We start from the raw sequence: 23089 nt of genomic DNA, 5'->3' as shown, positions 1-23089 counted from the left end.
TTATGATGGGAATTGGAAATCATGCATTCCCTGGTCCATCAATTATGAATGCATAAACTATCACGTACGGTTCTTAGGGGGGAAGGGAGGATTTTACTCCTCCTGACCTACCCGGTTTGCATCACGAAGTCGCTCTATATAATTGTTTTCCAAGGCAATAGCCCTGATAAAACCTATTATTTTTCCAATAGTATCCTACCGGGACAACTCTTACGGGGGAAGGGAGGATTTTACTCCTCCTGACCTACCCGGTTGGGCAATTTAATTTCAACGCCATTTGTCCTTAAATTATAGAAAAATGTCGTATATTTGATTTATATTAAAAACAAATAGAATCATGAACACAGAAAAGTTGACATTTAAATCGCTCGAAAATAATGATATTTTTAAACTAATAAATGTCACTAGAAAAGGTATTGATTATAAAACGTTTAATGAATTTACAGTCTCATATCCGCTAAATATTTCAACGTGGTCTAAGATTTTAAACATGTCAGAAAGGACCATACAACGATATAAGAGAGAGAAAAAACGACTGGATTCTATTCATACGGAAAAATTACTGCTAATAATGTTACTTTTCAATAAAGGAGTTAGTGTTTTTGGTAGTACCTCTAATTTTTTAACATGGATTAATTCTAAAAGTATTCCTCTTGGGGGTGTAAAACCAATTGATTTATTAGATAATTCATTTGGGATTAATATGGTTAAAGACGAGTTAATTAAAATTGAACATGGAGTTTTAGCATGATAGTATTTCGACTTGCAAACAAAAAATACTGTCATGACCTTTCAGGAACTGGTGCAGAAATTACTGGAGGCAGATGGAATTTTAAAGGAACAAAACTATTATACACAGCAGACTCCAGAGCATTGTGTATGGCTGAAATCGCAGTTCACACACCGGTTGGACTAATGCCTGTCGATTATTATTTAATAACAATTGAAGTCCCAGATTATTCAAATGTAAAACGAATTGAATCAGACACATTATCAGCTAATTGGAAAAAGTTTCCATATTCAAATATCACACAAAAATTAGGGGAAGATTTTGTAAGCAAAAATGAAGATTTATATATAGAAGTTCCATCAGCTGTTGTCCAAGGAGATTTCAATATATTAATAAATCCAAGACACTCAGATTTTGACAAAATTAAGATCATCAAAACAGAGAAATTTAACTTTGATGAAAGATTGTTTAGATAAAAACTGCCACTAACGGAGCTATATACCCCAGCCATGGCATCCACAGCATATTGAGGGTTTCGTACTATCCTCAACCATGCGTTCAACTTGATAAAATCACATCTGGTCTGAAAACCACGCCAAGGTACAATTGCCGGGACGTTATTGCGATACAAAGTCGCTTCATATAACTGTTTTCCAAGGCAATAGCCTTGATAAAACCTATTGATAGTATCCTACCGGGATAGTTGGCGTGTGGTGCAGCCACTGTGGGTTGAAGCTCCCGGGTAAAGTGTACCAATCGCCCGGATTTCGTATCCTATTGGCGTGGCAGGAAACCGTAACGCAGACTGCCCTTCGGGGACTGAGACCGATTCCAGTCCATTTTTAGTGATACGATTTTATCATGGGAACAAAACGGACAGGCAAAAGGGTTGTTTGCTTAATGCCTTTGGGTTTTTTGACCACTTTTTTCAGGGTTTGAATGCTGTGAACCGGGCCAACCGGAAGAATCATTGTACCGTTGATTTTGAGTTGGTCAACCAGCGTTTGCGGAATACTTTCCGGAGCCGCGGTGATAATTATAGCATCGAAAGGCGCCTCTTCGGGCCAGCCTTTATAGCCGTTTCCACATCTCACGTTTACATTGTCATATCCGTTGTTTTTAAGATTCTCCTGAGCCATTTCAGCCAGTTTGGGTATAATTTCAATAGAATAAACTTCCAGCCCCATTTCAGCCAAAACAGCCGCCTGATAGCCCGATCCGGTCCCGATTTCAAGTACTTTATCGCCCGGTTTTGCTCCGAGTGCTTCGGTCATATAGGCAACGATGTATGGCTGCGAGATGGTCTGTTCGAAACCAATCGACAAAGGGCGATCGGTATAAGCATATTCGCGCATATTGTACGGAACAAATAAGTGTCGTGGTACTTTTCTCATGGCCTCAAGAACAGCCTCTGAGTTTATCCCCCTGGCTTTTATCTGTGAACGTACCATTGCCTCCCTTTCCTCTTTGTAGGATTGTGCTTCTGTATGTTGCATAGCATGCGCAGAAAACAAAAAACACAGAAAAAACAGATAAAAGATACCTGCATGAAAGCAGCAGGCACCTTTTATACTGTTTGTTTTGATGTTTAATTGTTTTGAAATTAAACGGTCAGCTTTTATGGCCATTGTTCGTAAAATGTTTTTTGATTTTTGCAATCATTTGTGGCTGCGTCATTTTGTCGGCCGATTCAATTTCGAGCTTCTTGGAACTGAATTGCGAATGTTTTTTCAGTTCCTTCTCGAAATGCTTTTTAGTGTTAGCCGGTCCGAATATAAATATTTCTCCTGTATCGGAGTTGATTGAATGCATTACTTTTTCGAAATAATCATGCAACTGGTGGTTTTTGCGCTGGGTCATCTTTTTGTCTAAATCTATAAGCACAGCGCCGGTTTTTGCCCCCGGTTTAGATTCTCTGGGGTTGTGGGCACGCGGTTCAACTTCAGATTCAATGGTTTGGATTTTTTCCTCTTTCCCATTCAATAAACTCACTAACACCGCTTTATCGGTGTTTATCCAAATGCCAACCTGTCTTTTCATGGACTTCTGTTTTTAGTTAAAAATTCATGTAACTCATCGATTCCGGTGGATTAATTGGTGCTGAAACATGACTCTGAACAATTCTCCAGCCTTCAGACGATTTTATCAGTACCCCTGTATGCCTGAAACCTTCTATTCGTGTCAGTTCTCCTTTGGTTTCGTAACAGGTATCAATCAGTTGGGAATACCACGCCGTATTTCCGTCATCACTAATTCGAATACGGGTTTCTTTTTCGTTGATATCATGTCCTTTCCGGGAATCTAAAACATTTTCAATCCAATGGAAGTAGCTTCGCCATGTAGTAAAAAATTCATCAGTATCGGTTCCGATGTGTACGACGTAATCGTTGTGAAGGAAGCAACCGGCAAAAGCTTCAATGTCACCCTTCTCCTGCGATCTCAAGAGTTGTTCAAGAACGATAGCGACAGCTTCCACCGATTTTTTATCGTAGAAGGCGGGCTTTGTTTTTTCCATAATTCGTTGTTTTTTATGGTTTTGTAAGGCCCTTTGCGTTTTATTTCCGGATTTTTAAGATACAAAAAGTCTGGAAAATTGTCAATGAAAAAAATATTAATGAGTGCAGTATAAAAAGCATATTTTTGTCAAAATCAAGGCGTTTTAAATTTTTGTACCGGAGTTAACTTACTGTTAATGAGGATGCAAAAAATTAAAACAACAACGAGTTTGGCAACAAAGATGCTTTGTAGCCGGACTCATTAATCATTGTAGAAATTCGCCCTGTTTTAAGAGAGAATCTGTTACTTTGCAAAAAATCAAAAATCAAAAAGTTAATATGGCCCGATATTTTCTGGAATTGGCCTATAACGGAAAACATTTTCATGGTTGGCAGAAACAGCCCAATGCCATTACTGTTCAGCAAACTCTTGAGCAGACGCTTTCTACCGTTATACAGTCGTCTGTTTTACTTACCGGTGCCGGACGAACCGATACCGGGGTTCATGCTTCTTATTTTGTAGCCCATTTTGATATGGAAGATCCTCTTCCGTTTGAAGAAAATGTTTTACTTCGTAAGTTGAACAGCATGCTTCCGTCTTCCATCGCCGTTTATTCGATGTCACAGGTTTCGGACGAGGCGCACAGCAGATTTAGTGCCATAAGACGGTCGTATGAATACCATATGATCTTGTATAAAGATCCTTTTTTGGAAGAGGTGACCCACCGTCCGTGGTTTGTTCCCGATTTTGATCGGATGAACCTGGCGGCGGAAAGGCTGAAAGATTATACCGATTTTACCAGTTTTGCACGGCTTCATGGGGACAATAAAACGAATTTCTGTAAAATAAGTGATGCGTTCTGGGAAAAGAGAGGAAATCGTTATGTATTTGTCATCAGTGCCGATCGTTTTCTGAGGAATATGGTGCGTGCCATCGTCGGGACTTTACTCGATGTGGGAAGGGGGAAAATTTCGGTTAATGATTTTTGTGAAATTATTGAAGCTCAAGACCGTTGCCTGGCCGGAACTTCAGCACCTCCGCAGGGATTGTTTCTTACAGATATAAAGTATCCTGAAAAGATATTTTCCCGCAAATGGAGGGGGAATAAAAGTAGTTGACAGACAGAAGTTTGACTGACAGAAGGCAGCGGTAATCTCCGTTTTTGGCGGCTTCGCAAGCTTTGCAACCCGCACTTTCTGAACAGATACATCATGAGTAAAAAACTTTCCCGACTTTACAGACGGGCACTAATTATTTCTTCTATTTTTGTACTCTCATAAGTCTTTCAAATTTTTGTTACCTAAAAATATAAATGGTTGAAATAATTACAATTGGCGATGAGCTACTGATCGGGCAGGTTGTGGACACCAATTCTGCCTGGATGGCTCGCGAACTTAACCAGGCCGGTTTTGAAGTTAACCGCATTACTTCGGTAAGCGATCGAAAAGAAGAGATACAGGAAGCCCTTGAAAGTGCTGCCCGAAGAGCAAAAATTGTTTTAATGACGGGTGGTTTGGGGCCTACACGCGACGATATAACCAAGCAGACATTGTGTGATTTCTTTAATACCCGGCTGGTTTTTAACGAGGAAGTTTACAACGACATCAGGGAATTTCTGAAAGGTCGTGTCAAAAACATCAATCAGCTCAATCGTGACCAGGCTATGGTGCCTGAAAAATGTATGGTGATCCGTAATAAATTGGGAACCGCCCCTGTCATGTGGTTTGAATACAACAATAGTGTGGTGGTTTCCATGCCGGGAGTGCCGGCAGAGATGAAACTGGCCATGACCGATGAGATTATACCGAGGCTTAAGGAGAAGTATGAGCCGGGAGTGATCATCCATAAAACGGTGTTGATTTATAATATACCGGAAGCGGTTTTAGCTGAAAAACTTACCGGCTGGGAGGAGCAGTTGCCTGATGAGATTAAACTTGCTTACCTGCCTGCCCCGGGGCGGGTACGGCTCCGCCTTACAACACGGGGAAATGATCCCGACGCTCTCAGGAAAAGTATTCAAAAAGCCGTGGATGCCCTTTACCCGATTGTTGGAGAAAATATTTATGGGGAAGAAGATCAGCCGGCTTCGGAAATTTTTGCGAATTATTTCAGGTCAACCGGGAAAACGATTGCTCTGGCTGAAAGTTGTTCCGGTGGATACCTGGCCCATTTGATAACAATGGTACCAGGTTCGTCCGACTATTTTAAAGGCAGCATGGTAACTTACTCGAATGATCTGAAGATAAATATATTGGGTGTAAAACCGGAAGATATTGAAAATTATGGGGCTGTCAGCCGGCAGGTTGTTGAACAGATGGCACTCGGTGCTGTCAGAATTGCGGAATCGGATTATGCCATTGCTATATCGGGCATAGCCGGACCAGGTGGGGGAAGTGAGGAAAAACCGGTTGGAACAGTTTGGATGGCCTGGGCCGGCCCGGGAAATAAGGTGGTAAGTAAAGAATTTCGCTTTGGAAAGGAACGGGAGCGAAATATTGTCCAAACATCCGAAACAGCGCTTATTGAGTTAATGCGGCTGATGAAGCAGGGAATTTTGTAACGGTTTTTCAATTTTTGAGTGCAGTATAAAAAGCATATTTTTGTCAAAATCAAGGCGTTTTAAATTTTTGTACCGGAGTTAACTTGTTGTTAATGAGGATGCAAAAATTTAAAACAACAACAAGTTTGGCAACAAAGATGCTTTTTAGACCAGGCTCATTTTTTATTTGGTCATAAAAGGCTAAAATCTCTTCGAAGAGGAAAAATATAGACAAAAAAGTTTGTTTATTTTTAGAAAAATGCCGTATTTTGCGCTCTGTTTGAAAAACGTATCGAAAAACGGTTGAGCAATGTCAAAAGTTTGTGAAATAACAGGAAAAACTTTTCAGGTAGGGAACAATGTATCCCACTCAAAGAGAAGGACAAAGAGAAGGTTCAATCCCAACCTTTTTAAGAAGAAATTTTATTTACCCGAAGAGGACCGGTGGGTTAGCCTGAAGGTTTCTGCCGCGGGGATCAGGCTGATCAACAAAGTGGGCGTGAAAGCTGCCCTCGAATCGGCCAGAAAAAAAGGTTATATTTCAAAATATTAAAAAAGGGAGGGTAAATCATGGCAAAGAAGGCTAAAGGAAATCGCATACAGGTTATTCTGGAATGCACTGAGCATAAAGACAGCGGAATGCCCGGGACTTCACGGTATATTACTATGAAAAACCGCAAAAACACCCCGGATCGTCTTGAATTAAAGAAGTATAACCCCATTCTGAAGCGTTATACTGTTCATCGTGAAATCAAATAAAATATTTAAACCATGGCTAAGAAAGCAGTAGCATCGGTACAAAAAGGTGCAGGTAAAGGACATACCAAAGTGATTAAAATGGTTAAGTCCCCTAAAACCGGCTCTTACACTTTTCAGGAAGATGTGGTTACCAACGATATGGTTAAAGAGTTCTTTAAGAAGTAATTTTCCTGTTCTCTTTTGAGTGAGACAAAAAATAATAGCCCTCTCCGGTTTTCCGGAGGGGGTTTTTTGATTTTATCAGCCCGGTATAAAAAAGCATATTGTTGCCCAACTCAAGGCGTTTTAAATTTTTTATACTGAGTTAACCCGTTGTTAATAAGGATTTAAAAATTTAAAACGCCTTGAGTTTGATAACAATGATGATTTTAACGATCTCATTTATCGCGATTGACTTGAAAAAATTTCTCTTCATGAGTACATTCAATACAAAATTGTAATAATATTACACGCGTATTTATCATATCTGTATTTCATGACAAACAGGCATTCAGTCACTATACTTACACAACCGAATGATTCTACATGCGGGCCGACCAGTCTGCACGCAGTTTATCGCTATTGGGGGATTGGCGTTTCCCTGGATGAGGTTATTCAATCGGTAGATTATCTTCACGACGGGGGAACGCTTGCAGTTATGCTCGGGATGGATGCATTGAGAAAAGGTTTGAAAGCACGCATTTATTCTTACAATCTGAAAATGTTTGATCCTACCTGGGAACATTTTACTAATAAAGAACTTATTGATCATCTTGAACAACAACTTCACTATAAACAGGGGAAAAAGTTTGTTCAGGCCACACGCGCTTATCAGAAATACCTTGAATTGGGAGGAGAAATCGTTTTTGAAGATTTGCATAAAGACATATTTGAACGTTATCTTCTGAACGGAATTCCTATTCTTACAGGTCTGAGTGCAACCTATTTGTACAATTCTATGCGTGAATATACCGACCACAAGGACAGATCGGTATATCATGATCTGAAGGGCGAACCCATGGGACATTTTGTTGTGCTGAGCGGAATGAGCGGGAACCGGGTTTTTATAGCAGACCCTTACAAGGAAAACCCCATCTCCGGAGACAATTACTATGAAGTGGGTATTAACCGGTTAATTAACTCTATTATGCTGGGTATTGTGACTTATGATGCCAATATGCTGATTGTGATGAAGGAATAGTGTTTCGGTTTTTTCAAAGCTGACCTCAAATTGCCGGCAATCGGCCTCTGAACTATAAATTTTTGAAATGTGAAAAAGATTATCGTTATAAATAAACCTTCACACAGCGTGCTGGACGTTCCCGGTGTCGAAGTAATTTCTCCCCGTCACTACCTGACTGACGAAAGTTATTCCAGGCTGAAGAATGTAAGAGTGTTCAATCTTTCCAATGACTATGCCTACCAAACCCGCGGTTATTATGTCTCTTTGCTGGCTGAAGCCCGGGGGCACAAGGTGGTGCCATCCGTGAAGAACATCCTGGATATGAAGGAACGCGCTTTGGTTAAGAGCGTCTCTGACGACCTGGATGACCTTGTGCAGAAGAGTTTGAAGCGCATTCGTTCCAAAGAGTTTACTTTAAGCATTTATTTTGGACAGAATGTTTCCAACCAGTATGCAAAATTAGCCAGAGAATTGCATAAACTGTTTCAGGCGCCTTTTCTCAGGGCACGTTTTGTTCATAATGGCAAAAAATGGGAAATATACTCTATCCGCACTATTCCTTTAAAGGAAGTGCCCGCGCACCATTTGCCTTATCTGCAAAGTTTTGCTGCCGAGTACTTTGGGCGTAAGCGCTATGATAATGCCCGACCGGGGAAATACTTGTACGATCTGGCTATCCTTACCAATCCTGATGAGGTTTCCCCGCCTTCCAATAAAAAGGCATTGGGGGCATTTGCCGATGCTGCCGAAAAGCTTGGCTGTTATGTAGAGTTTATTACCAAAGATGATTACGACCGCATTGGTGAATTTGATGCTCTGTTTATACGCGAAACTACAGCTGTTAATCATCATACCTATCGCATTGCAAGGAGAGCACAGAGTGAAGGCCTCGCCGTACTGGATTCCCCGGATTCCATTCTGAAATGTGCCAACAAGGTTTATCTGGCCGAGCTGTTGCGCGGAGCCCGCATCCCGACGCCACAAACTCTGGTATTGTCATCTGATAATCCTAAAGATGCAGATTCGCTTGGATTTCCGTGTGTTCTCAAGCTGCCCGACTCTTCTTTTTCGCAGGGGGTGGTTAAAGTTAACGACAAGGATGAGTTCAGGTGTAAGGTGCGGGAAATGCTTAAAGTCTCCGATCTGATTATTGCCCAGGAATATGTGCCAACCGAGTACGATTGGCGTGTGGGTGTACTCAACAATCAGGTCTTGTTTGTTTGCAGATATTATATGGCGGCAGGACATTGGCAGATATACAATTGGAACAGCAAAAAGAAGTCGGACGTGGAAGGCAATTTTGATATTCTTGAGCCGTCAGAGGCCCCGTCTGCCGTTATTGAAACGGCTTTAAAGGCAACAAGGCTGATCGGAAACGGACTTTATGGCGTTGACATAAAAGAAATTGGCGGAAAACCCTACATTATTGAGATTAATGATAATCCTAATATCGACGGCGGGGTGGAAGACCGTTTGCTGAAAGATGAGCTTTACAGGAAAATTATTCTTTTTTTACTTGAACAGACAAACATTGGCAAATGAGTTCAGACCATTTTCATCTTTTTGAGGTCACCGGCATTGAGCTGGAATATATGATTGTCGATCGCGGGTCCCTTAATGTTCTGCCGGTTTGTGATGAATTGCTCCGGCAGGTTACAGGCGAAATTACCGCTGATTTTGAAAATGGTTCTATTGCCTGGAGCAACGAGCTGGTCAACCACGTGGTGGAATTAAAAACCAATGGACCTGTCAAGTCACGCTCCGGCCTGCATCATGCGTTTCATAATAACGTATTACAAATCAATGAAATTCTGGCAAAATTTGATGCCCGGCTGTTGCCCGGTGGTGCGCATCCATGGATGAATCCTCATAAAGAGACAAGTCTTTGGAAACATGAATTCAACGAAATCTATACCCTTTACGACCGTATTTTCGATTGCCGGGGACATGGGTGGAGCAATCTTCAAAGTACACACATCAATTTACCGTTTAACGGCGACGATGAATTCAAGCGTCTGCATGCAGCAATCCGGATGGTACTGCCGATTATTCCTGCCATTGCAGCATCTACTCCTTTTCTTGACGCCGTTTATACCGGGTTTCACGATAGCAGAATGGAGACCTACAGACACAATCAGGAAAAAATACCTTCCATTGCCGGTGTCATTATTCCCGAAGCCGTTTTTTCGAAACAGGAGTATCATATGCGCATCTTTGATCCTATCATTCACGATATTGCGCCATTCGACCACGACAAAGTTCTGGATAAACATTTTTTGAATTCGCGAGGTGCCATTTCACGTTTTGATCGTGGTGCCATTGAAATACGTGTTATCGATAATCAGGAGTCCCCGCTGGCCGATATGGCCGTTGTAGATGCGGTAGTTGGCCTGATAAAACTGACTGTCGAAGGTTTTTTTTCCCCTTTGTCAGAACAGGTTACCTGGCACGAAAATACGCTGGCGGCTATATTCCTTAAAACCATCCGGGAATCGGATATGGCTGTTATTGAAAATCCATTGTACCTCGAATTCTGGGGTTGTCAACAATCCCTGATGACAGCAGGAGACCTGTGGCGATTTTTACTGCCGTCGCTGCAGGGGGTCATGGAACCTGAATACTTTGAAGTCTTTTCGAAGATTTTGAATGCCGGAACACTGGCACGGCGATTATTAACGGTAATGGGAAACGATTTTTCCAGGGAACATTTTCACTATGTGTATGATAAATTGGCTCAGTGTCTCGCCGTTAACCGCCTGTTTGGGATAGATACCGGTGAGTGAAACAAAACTGAATACGACACCGGCTCCGGGATTTTTTGCTGGATACTTCGCTTTTGCTGTTGTGCCTTTCTTTCCTCTGAGTGCAGAATAATAGTTCCTGATTTTTTACCTTTGGCGCATTTTTAATCTCAAAATTTTATCATCATGAACATTAAAAAATATTTTTCCATTTCAGAGAAACTGGTATTTAAACGTTGGCAACATCGGGGCTATGCGGTATTTAATACATTGCACCGCGAAGTGAAAATCGGAACCCTTGCAGCCGCTTATTTTATCTGTCTGGGCTATTTGAATACTTTTGCACAGACAGAAACCGACTCGATAGCCAATAAAATACGGCTCGCCGAAGTTGAAGTAACCGCCCACAGGGCGCCTTCGCTATATTCGGAGGTAGGGCGCCTGATTACCGTGATTCCCCGGAGCGATATAGAAACGTTACCTGTTCAGAGTGTGCAGGGACTTCTGAAATATGTAATGAATGTGGATGTCCGGGAAAGAGGGCCGCTTGGTGTACAGGCCGATTTGAGTCTGAGGGGCGGCTCTTTTGACCAGGTGATGATTTTGCTCAACGGAATAAACATCACCGATCCCCAGACGGGGCACCATAACTTAAATCTTCCTGTTGATATAAGCAGTATCGATCGAATTGAAATTATTGAAGGACCCGCATCAAGAGTTCATGGACCGAATGCTTTCAGCGGTGCCATTAATATTGTTACCGGCACATCGCGGCAAAACAAAGTCTCGGCCAATGCAATGACCGGCGATAATGGGTTATACAGAGCCGGAGCAACTCTGAATCACAACATAGGTTCAATTACATCTTATCTGTCTGCAAGTAAGGGAACCAGCGACGGTTATATTGATAATACCGATTTTGATATTCTCAACCTGTTTTATCAGTTACGCTATCGAAAAAATAATGAAGCCCTGAATTTTCAAACAGGTTATACCAATAAGGCGTTTGGTGCCAATTCTTTCTATACTTCCGATTATCCTGAACAATTTGAAGAAACCCGCACATTTTTCTCTTCCCTCGGGTTTGAAACAGGTGAAAAAATACTTCTCAAGCCTTCCGTTTATTGGCGTCGTCATCACGATCGCTTCGAGCTGTTTCGTGACGCTGATGATGCCCCCGAATGGTATTCGGGACACAATTATCACCTTACCGATGTGTTTGGAGCAAATGTAAATGTTACTATTCCCTGGCAACTCGGAAAAACTTCGCTGGGTGGAGAGGTTCGTTCCGAAAATATATGGAGCAATAATATCGGAAACGATATGGATCAGCCAATAGACGTTCCAGGTGAGAAGAACGTGCAGTTTACAAAAAGCTACAGCCGGAATAATACTTCATTTTTCTTTGAGCACAATTTTAAAACCGGTAATTTTTCTGTCTCGGGTGGTATTATGGCCAATTTTAATTCGGGATTGGATTATCGTTTAAACTGGTTCCCGGGCATTGATGTAAGCTATTGGTTATCATCCGGATTGAAATGGTATGCCAGCTATAACCGCTCTTTAAGGATGCCTTCTTTTACCGACTTGTTTTATGAGGGTCCAACAAATGATGGAAACCCCGACCTTGAGCCTGAAGAAGCGGAAACCATTGAAACAGGATTTAAATATGTTGGAAAAGCTTTTACCGGTCACCTGAACGGATTTTACAGAAAAGGTACCAACTTGATTGACTGGGGACGCAGAGCAGGCGATGTTAAGTATACTACATCCAATGTGAATGAAATAGATGCACGCGGCATAGAAATAAGTACCACACTCTTTCCTCAGGAGTTTGGTATTTCTTTTATTGAAATGGTGAGTGTCGGTTATTCATGGCTCGATCAGAACAAAAAGCCTGAAGAAGGATATGAATCCCTGTATGTATTGAACCACCTGATTCATAAGCTAAACATAGGAATCAGGCACATGATTTTCCATGATCTGTCGGCAAGATGGAATTTTTTGTATCAGGATCGTGCCGGCCATTTTTTGAGGTCATCTGATAACGTGCAGGTTGAATACAAGCCATTTTTACTTACCGACTTAAGAATTATCTGGCAAAAAGGAGGTTGGCAGGTCTTCGCGGAAGCTGCCAACTTGTTCGATCGTGAATATTATGACATGGGCGAGCTGGAGCGTCCCGGCAGGTGGATTAAAGGAGGTGTGAACTTCACCTTAAAGTATTAGATTTCACATAAAATTATCCCCGTTGCCCGGGTCGAAGGCAGGGACAACTTAAGAGCGGTGGATTCTTTGCTGAACAAAGCAACAGCAACGACCGGAATCCGCCGTTTTTCTGCCTTTAAATTGTATGAGTGCAGTATAAAAAGCATATTTTTGTCAAAATCCAGGCGTTTTAAATTTTAGTGCCGAGTTAACTTGTTGTTAATGAGGGTGTAAAAATTTAAATCAACAATGAGTTTGGCAACAAAGATGTTTTTTTAGAGCGGACTCATTGTGTTAGTTTGTGTTTTTTGTGAACTAATATTTTGCGGTTTTTGCGTGGAAAATTTTATCAGCACCTCAAAATAATGTTATAATGTTTTGCCTTAATCGAAGAATTACTCTGTGTTTTATCAAAAAAGATTTTTTTTCTTCGGGATTTTGGGTAATTTTGAAACAATGTTAATTTTGCCCTTGAAATCCCTATATGATAATCCGGATTTCGGAATTGAATATTAAATAGTGAAGCTGAAGCATCATTAGAATTATTTTCTGAAGTTCGTTGATATATAAGGGATTAAGAGTTTGATTTTAGAGGGAATAATTAGTTTTTTCAATATATACAACAATGGTTGATCCAAATACAGAACTGGTTGCTGAATTGGGAAATCGGATTGACCGACTGGCAGAATTGTATCAGAATGCACGGCGCGAAAACGAATTGTTACGTAACGAAGTCGTGCAACTAACCGGCCAGTTGAAAGAAGCGATTGCTTCAAAAGCAGAGGCGGAAGAGCAACTCGGGCATACCAAAATGGCCAAAGTGCTTGGGAGTGCTCCGGAGGATGTTCAGCAAACCAAAAGCAGGATTAACCAAATTGTGCGGGAAATTGACAAGTGCATTGCACTTTTAAATCGTTAAGTACATTAAATGGATGACAAGCTTTCCATAAGAGTGAATGTAGCAGACCGGTATTATCCCCTGCGTATCGACAGGGATGATGAGGAAAAGATAAGGAAGGCTGCACGTCTTATTAATGAGAAGGTTTTACAGTATAAACAACGGTATCATGACAAAGATGTCCAGGATTTTCTGGCCATGGCTTCGCTACAGTATGTTATTAAGATGTTGGAGCTCGAGAATAAACACGATCATTCACCAATAATTGATGCCGTTAAAGACTTAAACGATAAATTGGATGCAATTTTAGCGGAAGAATAAACGTTTTTTTGCATAATATATTAATTACCCGCACTTTATCCTGAATGCACCGGGTATTTTATTCCGGTGCATGAAGTTTTTCAGGACAAAGTTGCGGTTTTTTTTTGTTTCATAAGTTAAAACAGGATACTAATGGGAATAACAGAAATAGTAATAGCAGTTGTCGCCTTTGTTGCCGGTGGAGGTCTCACCTGGTTGCTTATAGACAAAGCATTGGGTGCCCGGTCACGTAAGATTATCCGGGAGGCAGAAGCCGAAGCTGAAGTGATTAAGAAAGATAAGATACTTCAGGCGAAAGAAAAGTTCCTACAGCTTAAAGCTGAACATGAAAAAGAAATCAATGCCCGTAATTCAAAAATTATTGCTGCAGAGAACAAACTTAAACAAAAAGAAACCGCGTTCTCTCAAAAGATGGAAGAATTTCAGAGAAAAAAGAAAGAAAATGATGTCATACGGGAGAATCTTGATCAACAGCTGGAACTGGTCGAAAAGAAAAGTGAAGACCTGGAAAGAACGCACAAGCGTCAGGTTGAGCAATTAGAAGCCATTTCGGGAATGTCGGCCGAGGAAGCTAAAGATATGCTTGTTGAATCACTTAAGGCTGAGGCTAAAACCGAGGCCATGTCGTACATTAACGATATAATGGATGAGGCACGTATTAATGCAAATAAGGAGGCCAAACGAATTGTTCTTCAGACCATTCAGCGTACTGCCACCGAAACCGCCATCGAAAATTCGGTGACTATTTTCCATATCGACTCTGACGAGATCAAGGGGCGAATTATTGGTCGTGAAGGACGAAATATCAGAGCCCTGGAGGCTGCAACAGGCGTTGAGATCATTGTGGATGACACACCTGAGGCCATTGTACTCTCAGGATTCGATCCTATGCGTCGCGAAGTGGCGCGCCTTGCTCTTCATCAGTTGGTGACCGATGGAAGAATACACCCGGCACGCATCGAGGAGGTTGTCAATAAAGTGCGTAAACAGGTGGAAGAGGAGATGATTGAGAACGGGAAACGTACCGCCATCGATCTGGGCGTTCACGGACTTCATCCCGAGCTTATTAAATTGATAGGTAAAATGAAGTATCGTTCCTCTTACGGTCAGAACCTTTTACAGCACAGTAGGGAGACTGCCAACTTGTGCGCCATTATGGCTTCTGAGCTGGGGCTGAATGCTAAAAAAGCAAAACGTGCCGGACTTCTTCACGATATTGGAAAAGTGAGTGATGAAGACCCTGATCTTCCACACGCTATTCTGGGAATGAAACTGGCCGAAAAGTATAAAGAGAAACCGGATATCTGTAACGCTATTGGTGCCCACCACGATGAGGTGGAAATGACAAGCATGATCTCACCTATCGTTCAGGTCTGCGATGCCATCTCGGGAGCCCGCCCAGGTGCCCGTCGCGAGGTTGTGGAAGCTTATATCAAGCGGCTTAAAGACCTGGAAACACTGGCTTTGTCATATCCTGGTGTATTAAAAACCTATGCTATCCAGGCAGGTCGTGAGTTACGTGTAATCGTGGGAAGTGAAAAAGTGAGTGATCATGAAGCAGACGAGCTTTCAGCTGAGATTGCAAGAAAAATACAAACTGAAATGACTTACCCGGGTCAGGTAAAAATAACAGTCATCAGAGAGACCCGTGCAATTAGTTTTGCAAAATAAACGGACAAATACGTCTGGGTTTATTACATCTTAATCAAAAAAAAAGCGGCACCTGCCGCTTTTTTTTGCAAATTTGCCTGAATGATCTATTATTTACCGGGTTTACCAATTGTGAGTGGCTGTGTGTTAATAAACAGCTTGAGTAACACCCCCAACAATCTAACAATCTAACAATCTAACAACCTAACAACCTAACAACCCTAACAACCCTAACAACCCTAACAATCTAACAATCTAACAACCCATTTTATGCGCATAATCACAGGGAAAAAAGTGCTGGTTACCGGGGGTGCCGGTTTTATTGGTTCAAATTTGATTGAGAAGCTTCTTGAACAGGATAATCAGGTTCGATGTCTGGATAACTTTTCGACCGGAAAACGGGAAAATATCTCTTCTTTTCTCAAAAATCCGGCCTTTGAATTGATGGAAGGGGACATACGCAACATGGAAACCTGCCGGCGTGCAGTTAAAGATACAGACATTGTACTTCATCAGGCAGCACTTGGATCGGTACCCCGCTCTATAATTGACCCTGTAACCACAAACGATGTAAATATTGGCGGTTTTCTGAACATACTGGTAGCTGCCCGTGATGCCGGCGTCAAACGTGTGGTTTATGCTGCCAGCTCCTCAACTTATGGCGATAGCGAAGTAATGCCCAAGATAGAGGATAAAATCGGCAAACCCCTTTCTCCTTATGCTATAACAAAATACGTGGATGAGCTTTATGCTGATGTGTTTGCAAAATTGTATGACATGGAACTTGTCGGCTTACGCTATTTTAATGTTTTCGGTCCCCGACAGGATCCCGACGGAGCCTATGCGGCCGTGATTCCAAAATTTGTGAGCGCACTGATCAGCAAACAATCGCCGGTGGTTAACGGGGACGGGACTTTTTCGCGTGATTTTACATACGTGGCAAACGTCGTTCAGGCCAATGAACTGGCGGCAACCGTTGATTCACCCGAAGCCATCAATAAGGTTTATAATGTTGCTTATGGTGAGCGAACTTCTTTAAACCAGTTGGTAGATTACCTGAAAGAGCTTCTTTCGGTATATGATGAAGAAATAGCCAATGTTAAAGTGGTTTACGGCCCTGAGCGAAAAGGGGATGTCCCGCATTCGTTGGCTTCCATTGACAGAGCACAACAATTATTGGGATATAATCCTGAGTATGATGTGGCACGCGGACTTAAAGAAGCCATCCAGTGGTATTGGGAGAATTTGTCTGATGACAAATCTTAACCGCATCGGTTGTATCCGTGTAAGTTTGTTTTACGAAGAAAATGCTTTCATAGGCTTGAGTTCATGCCCATTTATTGTAAATTTGCCCTAATTAGTGTCTGTTAATAAATCCTATTTGCTGTGTTACGCTTGCCGCCAAAACACTCATTTACGAAACGAGCATGGCAACGTTTGCCACAACAGAACAAGTGTAAATTCTTGTATGCGAGTTTCATCAGACCAATGACTAAAAACTACAGACTAAATTTAATCGATATAATACAATGGCAAAAGTAGCTCTCATCACCGGTATAACCGGACAGGATGGTGCCTATCTTTCAGAATTTCTGCTGAAGAAAGGCTATATTGTTCATGGAATTAAACGACGCAGTTCTCTTTTTAATACCGAACGCATCGATCATCTTTATCAGGATCCGCATGTGGAACATCGCAATTTTTTCCTGCACTACGGCGAGCTGACCGATTCCACCAATCTTATTCGGATCATTCAGGAGGTTCAGCCCGACGAAATATACAACCTTGCAGCAATGTCACATGTTCAGGTGAGCTTTGATACGCCTGAGTACACGGCAAATGCCGATGGGGTAGGCACGCTTCGTATCCTTGAGGCGATCAGACTCCTGGGGATGACTAAAAAGACCAGGTTTTATCAGGCCTCAACGAGTGAACTTTACGGTTTGGTACAGGAAGTTCCGCAAACCGAGAAGACACCTTTCTATCCGCGTTCTCCTTATGCTGTTGCCAAGCTTTACGGCTACTGGATCACCGTCAACTATCGGGAAGCCTACGATATGTTTGCCTGTAACGGTATTTTGTTTAATCATGAGTCGCCTATCCGGGGTGAAACATTTGTAACCAGGAAAATTACCCGTGCAGTAGCACGTATCGCGCTGGGACTCCAAAAAAAGGTTTATCTCGGTAATTTGTCAGCAAAGCGTGACTGGGGACATGCCAAAGATTATGTGAAGGCGATGTATCTGATGTTGCAGCAGGACAAACCCGATGATTATGTGGTGGCGACAGGTGTAACAACCTCGGTTCGGGATTTTGTTATCCGCGCGTTTTCGGAAGCCGGTATTGAAATTGAATTTAAGGGTGAAGGCATTGAAGAAAAAGGTTATGTGACAAAATGTAACAATCCTGAATATCAGATTGAAAAAGGAAGTTGTGTTGTGGAAGTAGATTCCCGATATTTTCGGCCGACGGAGGTCGATTCATTGATTGGAGACCCTTCAAAAGCTAAAAAGAATCTTGGATGGGTGCCTCAATTTGACTTAAACGGTTTGGTGAAGGATATGATGCAGTCAGACCTGAAATTGATGAAACGTGACAAATTTCTCAATGACGGGGGTTACCGTATATTAAATTATTACGAGTGATGGAGAAAAACAGTAAAATATATGTAGCAGGACACGCAGGGTTAGTGGGCTCGGCCATAACACGCGAACTGAAAAAACAGGGATTTAATAATCTGATTCTGCGCACACGGGAACAACTCGATTTGCTGAATCAGGAGGCCGTTGAAGAATTCTTCATCCGTGAAAAACCGGAATATGTGTTTCTTGCTGCTGCTCGCGTGGGAGGCATTCTGGCAAATAATACCTTCAGGGCCGAATTTATCTATCAAAACATTCAGATACAGAACAATATTATTCATTTTTCCTGGGTGTCGGGCGTGAAGAAACTTATGTTTTTGGGGAGTTCCTGTATTTATCCGGGGGAGTGCCCTCAGCCCATGAAGGAAGAACATCTTTTGACCGGACCGCTCGAATATACCAACGAACCATACGCCATTGCTAAAATCGCGGGAATGAAAATGTGTGAATCCTATAACCTTCAATATGGAACTGATTTTATTTCCGTAATGCCTACAAATCTCTACGGACCAAATGATAACTATAATCTCCTTGGATCGCATGTTTTGCCGGCCTTGATTCGCAAAATGCATCTGGCTCAGCTATTGAAAAAGAATGATATTGAGGGCATACGAAACGATTTTCGCAAAAGACCCGTAGAAGGAGTAGATGCAGGGCAAAGTGATGAGATGCTGATCCGAAAACTGGCCGATTTTGGTATCATCATAAAAACCAACGGTGAAGTAGAACTCAAATTATGGGGAACCGGTCGTCCGCGCCGTGAGTTTTTGCATTCCGACGATCTGGCCAGGGCTTGTGTTTATCTGATGAATGAGGTCAGCTTTCGGGATATTGTGAACGAACGCGGACTAAAGGAAGTCAGAAACACGCATATTAACATCGGGGTAGGTGAAGACCTTTCGATTGCCGGGCTGGCCGACTTAGTGAAAAATGTTACCGGCTATGAAGGAGAAATTACCTGGGATGATTCCAAACCGGATGGCACTTTCAGAAAATTACTGGATGTAAGCCGGCTTAACAGACTCGGGTTTAAAGCCTCTATTCCGCTTAAGGAGGGAATCGAAGAAGCGTATGATAATTATCTGTCATAACTGATTTTTCAATGTTTTTTTGTATTTTTAAAGCAGTAAGTCAGATATAAAAAGTATCTTAATCTATTGAGACACAATCGTTCTTTAAGTTTTTATAATATTCTTAAAATCAATTTTTTAGGGTTAAATATGAGTGCAGTATAAAAAGCATATTTTTGTCAAAATCCAGGCGTTTTAAATTTTTGTGCCGAAGTTAACTTATTGTTAATAAGGATGCAAAAATTTAAAACAACAACGAGTTTGGCAACAAAGATGCTTTTTAGACTGGGCTCAAATATTTTTGTTGATCAAAGGTAGTATATCCCGATGATATAGATTATCTTACATCTTACATCTAAAAATCTAACGATTTTTTGATACAACTGATTGAAAATGATTATTTAACATTCTGATAACTTAAGTCAAACTTTAATCTTTGTTTTATGAAATTAAATCGAAAGAATTCCCTTGTTTTTTTATTCCTAACCTTTTTTTCTGTTTTATTTGTGGCCTGTGGTAGTGATGATGATGATGATGACAATAACGTGGAAACCAGGGATACAGAAAAGCCTCAGATTCAATTGACATTACCTGCAGAGGGAGATGAATATGTTCGTGAGGTTCAGAGTATTTTAATAAACGGAACTCTGACAGATAATCAGGCGTTGGATACCTGCTATGTGTTCCTCTCATATACTCAGAAAAGTGCTTCCGGCTCGCTGAAAAGTATTGATGATCCTAATCCTTTCGACAGGGGGCCTGTTGGATATTCTCTTTCAGGAAAGGAGCATACTTTTACCAATGAAGACCCATTTGGTTCCATTGACGCCGATTCTAAACCCGGAGAATATATCTTTTCCATAACAGTTAAGGACGCCGCCGGAAATGAGGCATCTGAGGATATTACAATAAGCATCATTGAGCAACAATAAACTTCTGATTTGCTTTTTAATTGCAGATTTAAGGTTATAGGGTTAAACATCCGGGGACAATTGTTCCGGATGTTTTTTTATCTTCGTAACCGAACTAAACTGATAATTATGGACTTCAACCAGATAATCAACCGTGAAGGGACCAATGCTCTGAAACTGGATTTTCGTGAGCGCTTGTTCGGGACAAATGATGTTTTACCGCTCTGGGTAGCCGATATGGACTTTCCGGCACCCGATGAAGTAGTAGACGCGATTCGTAAAAGGGCGGAACATCCCTTGTATGGCTACACCACCCGCGACGATACCTTTTATCAAGCCATTGTAAAATGGCTGAAAGAGCAGCACAAATGGGAAGTTTCTTCTGATTGGGTGGAATATATGCCGGGGGTGGTTCCGACATTAATTATGGCCGTTTTGGCCTTTACCGAGCCCGGCGATAAGGTGGTCATTCAACCACCGGTTTATCCGCCTTTCTTTGAAGTTATTAAAGACCATAAAAGAATGATTGCAGAGAACCCTCTTCTTAACACCCCTGATGGTTACTTGATGGACTTTGAACATCTGGATAAGGTAACTTCTGATAAGAAAGTGAAAATGATGATCTTGTGTCATCCACATAATCCTGTGGGAAGAGTGTGGACAAAAGAAGAACTGGAGAAAGTCGGAGAGATTTGTTTGAAAAACAACGTGCTTATAATATCAGATGAGATACATGCCGATTTGGCGTTCGAAGATAACAGGCACATACCTGTGGCGATGGTAAGTCCCGGGCTTGCTGATAACACGATTACCTGTATGGCGCCCAGTAAAACTTTCAATATTGCCGGACTTAACACCTCGTATATAGTAGCTTCAAACCCAAAACTGCTGAGGGTTATGAGGCGTCAGCTTCAGTCTTTTCACCTGTTTACAGGAAACATGTTTGGCGCCGAAGCATTAAAGGCTGCCTATAATGAGGGACGCCCGTGGCTCCGGGCACTTTTAGATTATCTTGAAGGAAATATCGACTATGTACTGGACTTTCTGAATGCAAATATGCCTGAAATCAAAGTTCACAGGCCGGAGGCAACTTATCTGATGTGGCTGGATTTTTCGGAATGGGGTATGCCATCAGAAAAACTGAAGAATTTCATAATCGAAAAGGCTCGCCTTGGTTTGAACTATGGGCCAACCTTTGGTGCTCAGGGAGAAGGTTTTATGCGGCTTAACGTTGCCTCGCCAGGGAAAATAATCGAAGAAGCTATGGATCATTTATTAAGAGCCAGAAATTTTATCAGATAAATGCAAATCCCGATTGCTCCCGATTTTTTTTAAACGGGAGTACTGTCAGGGAAATTGTAAAGTCGATTGCGCTTGATTTAATCTGATTTTTCAGGCGCTTTCGAAAGTTTAAGTTTACGGCTTAATACCGGAAACATGAAGACGGCGGCTAAAATGATTACTGTTCCGGCATAAAATCCCCCCGACATTAATTCCGATTCTCCGAAAAACAGAAATGCCATCAGAATTCCGTAAATGGGTTCAAGATTGATGGTCAAAACCACTGTGTAGGCCGAAAGGACATCCATGACTTTAACACTTGATGCAAAGGCATAAGCAGTGCATATAACCCCCAACAGTATCAGGAAAAGCCAGTCGCTCCATACGGGAACCTGCAGGCCGGCAGAAAATATGCCGTTAAGCAACATAAAAAGAGTGATGCCAATAAAACCGCCTCCCATTTCATAAAAACTGATGACGAGGGGACGGTTCCGAACGATCATGAGTTTGTTTAAAACTGTAAATAATGCGGCCAAAAATGCTGATGTAAGGGCAGTTATTATTCCGGCAATGTGGTCAGGTTCGAATCGGAAGATCATGTAAAGACCTGTTATTATTAATATGCCGGTGATTACTTCCAGCCACACAAGCGGACGTCTTACCAAAGCCGGTTCAAGCAGACTGGTAAAAAGAGTGGTGGAGGCAAGACAACCCAATGCTACTGAAATGGTGCTGATTTTGATGGCATGAAAAAACGTGATCCAATGAAAAGCCACTATGAAGCCGATCCCTGTCAGGCGAAAAAATGTTGCACGGCTTACTGCCATCCTGCGCCCTCTTATGAGGAGCAGAAAACCAAGTGCCAGAAAAGCAATTACCATCCGGTACCACACCAGCTGAATGGCATCCAGCGTGATCAGCTTTCCCAGTATGGCTGTAAATCCATAGATAAAGACAACCAAATGAAGCTTAAGCAGGTTTTTTGTTGTTGCTTGCATGAAACAATGTTTCTGGCATTTTCGACCGGCAACAAAAATGATTGTTTTTCTCGGTATGCGCAAGGATGTTTCCCATATTTTGGTATAATTATTGAAGTTTTTTAACGATAATTTGTTAAGATAAGGATAAACGCAGAGTGGCAGGGACGCAAAGTTTTTATTTATGAGTCTGCTCCTGAAAGAGCTATTTTTGCCAAATTCGAGGCGTTTAGGGTATAAAATAATTTATGTAGATTTTTCGCTTTCGAATCGTAGCGTATCACACACTAGGGGTCGTTGAACCGGAGTCAACTAATTGTTAATGAGGATTTAAAAATTTCCTGCAACAATGTGTTTGGCAAAAAGAGACTTTTGGGTTTCAGACACTTTTAAGAGTCTTCCACAAAATACAGGATGCTATGAAACGAACATGGCAAAGATTGTTATAAAATTGTTAGGAATGTTAGGAATGTTAGGAATGTTAGAATGTTAGGATTGTTAGCTAATGTATAAAACTTATAACATTCTAACAACTTTAACAATTCTAACAGCCGTAACAATTTATTAAATGTAAGATGAAATGAGCATGACAAGGTTTGTCACAAAAGAACATGTATAATTAACCTCTAATCATCAAAGAAACCAAAAACATTGAACAGATTCTTCGTCGTTACTTCCTCAGAATGACACCGGGCATCCTGCCA

The 23089-nt window shown here is 41.6% G+C and carries 23 protein-coding genes; 19 read left to right on the top strand and 4 right to left on the bottom strand.

Annotated features, from left to right (window positions below; translation table 11 throughout):
• Positions 1-337: 337 nt before the first annotated feature.
• Both parS and ATH1_RS0116840 read left to right on the top strand, forming a co-directional pair.
• Complete coding sequence (gene parS / locus ATH1_RS0116845) at positions 338-751, top strand: type II RES/Xre toxin-antitoxin system antitoxin (protein ID WP_010424529.1); 414 nt, start codon at positions 338-340, stop codon at positions 749-751.
• Positions 748-1206 (top strand): RES family NAD+ phosphorylase, encoded by a 459-nt coding sequence (locus tag ATH1_RS0116840; RefSeq protein WP_010424527.1) that lies wholly within the window; start codon positions 748-750, stop codon positions 1204-1206. Before parS ends, ATH1_RS0116840 begins: the two co-directional genes overlap by 4 nt.
• Before the next feature lie 366 nt (positions 1207-1572).
• Here the strand turns inward: ATH1_RS0116840 and ATH1_RS0116835 are convergent, their stop codons facing one another.
• The 3 genes from ATH1_RS0116835 to ATH1_RS0116825 all read right to left on the bottom strand — a co-directional run bounded on the left by ATH1_RS0116835 (position 1573) and on the right by ATH1_RS0116825 (position 3245).
• Positions 1573-2226 (bottom strand): protein-L-isoaspartate(D-aspartate) O-methyltransferase, encoded by a 654-nt coding sequence (locus ATH1_RS0116835; RefSeq protein WP_245531826.1) that lies wholly within the window; start codon positions 2224-2226, stop codon positions 1573-1575.
• A 115-nt stretch (positions 2227-2341) separates the two neighbouring features.
• The gene (locus tag ATH1_RS0116830; RefSeq protein WP_010424523.1) at positions 2342-2770 is read right to left on the bottom strand and encodes a hypothetical protein; all 429 of its coding nucleotides are present in this window, start codon (positions 2768-2770) and stop codon (positions 2342-2344) included.
• Between the two features lie 16 nt (positions 2771-2786).
• The gene (locus ATH1_RS0116825; protein WP_010424520.1) at positions 2787-3245 is read right to left on the bottom strand and encodes a nuclear transport factor 2 family protein; all 459 of its coding nucleotides are present in this window, start codon (positions 3243-3245) and stop codon (positions 2787-2789) included.
• Between the two features lie 319 nt (positions 3246-3564).
• On the opposite strand from ATH1_RS0116825, the gene truA reads away from it, so the two are divergent.
• The 17 genes from truA to ATH1_RS0116730 all read left to right on the top strand — a co-directional run bounded on the left by truA (position 3565) and on the right by ATH1_RS0116730 (position 21429).
• Positions 3565-4344: a tRNA pseudouridine(38-40) synthase TruA gene (truA, locus tag ATH1_RS0116820; protein WP_010424519.1), complete on the top strand. Its 780-nt coding sequence runs from the start codon at positions 3565-3567 to the stop codon at positions 4342-4344.
• A 194-nt stretch (positions 4345-4538) separates the two neighbouring features.
• Positions 4539-5786, top strand: coding sequence for a competence/damage-inducible protein A (locus ATH1_RS0116815; protein WP_010424517.1), 1248 nt, complete (start codon positions 4539-4541; stop codon positions 5784-5786).
• Between the two features lie 289 nt (positions 5787-6075).
• On the top strand, positions 6076-6318 hold the full coding sequence (gene rpmB / locus ATH1_RS0116810) for a 50S ribosomal protein L28 (RefSeq protein WP_010424512.1): 243 nt from the start codon (positions 6076-6078) through the stop codon (positions 6316-6318).
• 17 nt (positions 6319-6335) lie between these two features.
• Positions 6336-6524 carry a 50S ribosomal protein L33 gene (gene rpmG / locus ATH1_RS0116805; protein WP_010424511.1) on the top strand — a complete coding sequence of 63 codons (189 nt, stop codon included), beginning with the start codon at positions 6336-6338 and terminating at the stop codon, positions 6522-6524.
• 12 nt (positions 6525-6536) lie between these two features.
• On the top strand, positions 6537-6689 hold the full coding sequence (locus ATH1_RS20815) for a DUF4295 domain-containing protein (RefSeq protein WP_010424510.1): 153 nt from the start codon (positions 6537-6539) through the stop codon (positions 6687-6689).
• A gap of 310 nt (positions 6690-6999) precedes the next feature.
• Complete coding sequence (locus tag ATH1_RS0116790; RefSeq protein WP_010424505.1) at positions 7000-7704, top strand: C39 family peptidase; 705 nt, start codon at positions 7000-7002, stop codon at positions 7702-7704.
• Positions 7705-7773: 69 nt separating this feature from the next.
• Positions 7774-9228 carry a RimK family protein gene (locus tag ATH1_RS0116785; RefSeq protein ID WP_029164192.1) on the top strand — a complete coding sequence of 485 codons (1455 nt, stop codon included), beginning with the start codon at positions 7774-7776 and terminating at the stop codon, positions 9226-9228.
• Entirely contained in the window at positions 9225-10469 is a 1245-nt protein-coding gene (locus tag ATH1_RS0116780) for a carboxylate-amine ligase (protein WP_010424501.1), read from the top strand. The genes ATH1_RS0116785 and ATH1_RS0116780 overlap by 4 nt, the downstream gene beginning before the upstream one ends.
• 144 nt (positions 10470-10613) lie before the next feature.
• On the top strand, positions 10614-12656 hold the full coding sequence (locus ATH1_RS0116775; protein ID WP_010424500.1) for a TonB-dependent receptor: 2043 nt from the start codon (positions 10614-10616) through the stop codon (positions 12654-12656).
• A 604-nt stretch (positions 12657-13260) separates the two neighbouring features.
• Positions 13261-13554, top strand: a complete 294-nt coding sequence (locus tag ATH1_RS0116765; protein ID WP_010424498.1) for a hypothetical protein — start codon at positions 13261-13263, stop codon at positions 13552-13554.
• 9 nt (positions 13555-13563) lie between these two features.
• Entirely contained in the window at positions 13564-13854 is a 291-nt protein-coding gene (locus ATH1_RS0116760) for a cell division protein ZapA (RefSeq protein ID WP_010424497.1), read from the top strand.
• Positions 13855-13986: 132 nt separating this feature from the next.
• On the top strand, positions 13987-15525 hold the full coding sequence (gene rny / locus ATH1_RS0116755; protein WP_010424495.1) for a ribonuclease Y: 1539 nt from the start codon (positions 13987-13989) through the stop codon (positions 15523-15525).
• 249 nt (positions 15526-15774) lie between these two features.
• Entirely contained in the window at positions 15775-16770 is a 996-nt protein-coding gene (locus tag ATH1_RS0116750; RefSeq protein ID WP_010424493.1) for an SDR family oxidoreductase, read from the top strand.
• 263 nt (positions 16771-17033) lie between these two features.
• On the top strand, positions 17034-18149 hold the full coding sequence (gmd, locus tag ATH1_RS0116745) for a GDP-mannose 4,6-dehydratase (protein ID WP_010424491.1): 1116 nt from the start codon (positions 17034-17036) through the stop codon (positions 18147-18149).
• A complete protein-coding gene (locus tag ATH1_RS0116740; RefSeq protein WP_010424490.1) occupies positions 18149-19237 on the top strand; it encodes a GDP-L-fucose synthase family protein in 1089 nt (362 codons plus the stop codon). Before gmd ends, ATH1_RS0116740 begins: the two co-directional genes overlap by 1 nt.
• 422 nt (positions 19238-19659) lie before the next feature.
• Positions 19660-20148, top strand: coding sequence for a DUF4625 domain-containing protein (locus ATH1_RS0116735; protein WP_010424488.1), 489 nt, complete (start codon positions 19660-19662; stop codon positions 20146-20148).
• Between the two features lie 108 nt (positions 20149-20256).
• On the top strand, positions 20257-21429 hold the full coding sequence (locus ATH1_RS0116730) for a MalY/PatB family protein (RefSeq protein ID WP_044115580.1): 1173 nt from the start codon (positions 20257-20259) through the stop codon (positions 21427-21429).
• A gap of 77 nt (positions 21430-21506) precedes the next feature.
• On the opposite strand, the gene ATH1_RS0116725 is transcribed toward ATH1_RS0116730, so the two are convergent.
• Positions 21507-22406, bottom strand: a complete 900-nt coding sequence (locus ATH1_RS0116725) for a DMT family transporter (protein WP_010424485.1) — start codon at positions 22404-22406, stop codon at positions 21507-21509.
• Positions 22407-23089 lie beyond the last annotated feature (683 nt).

Source organism: Anaerophaga thermohalophila DSM 12881 (genome assembly GCF_000191885.1).
In the GTDB taxonomy this organism is placed as follows: Bacteria; Bacteroidota; Bacteroidia; order Bacteroidales; family Marinilabiliaceae; genus Anaerophaga; species Anaerophaga thermohalophila.
This window is presented reverse-complemented; position numbering and strand designations above follow the sequence as displayed.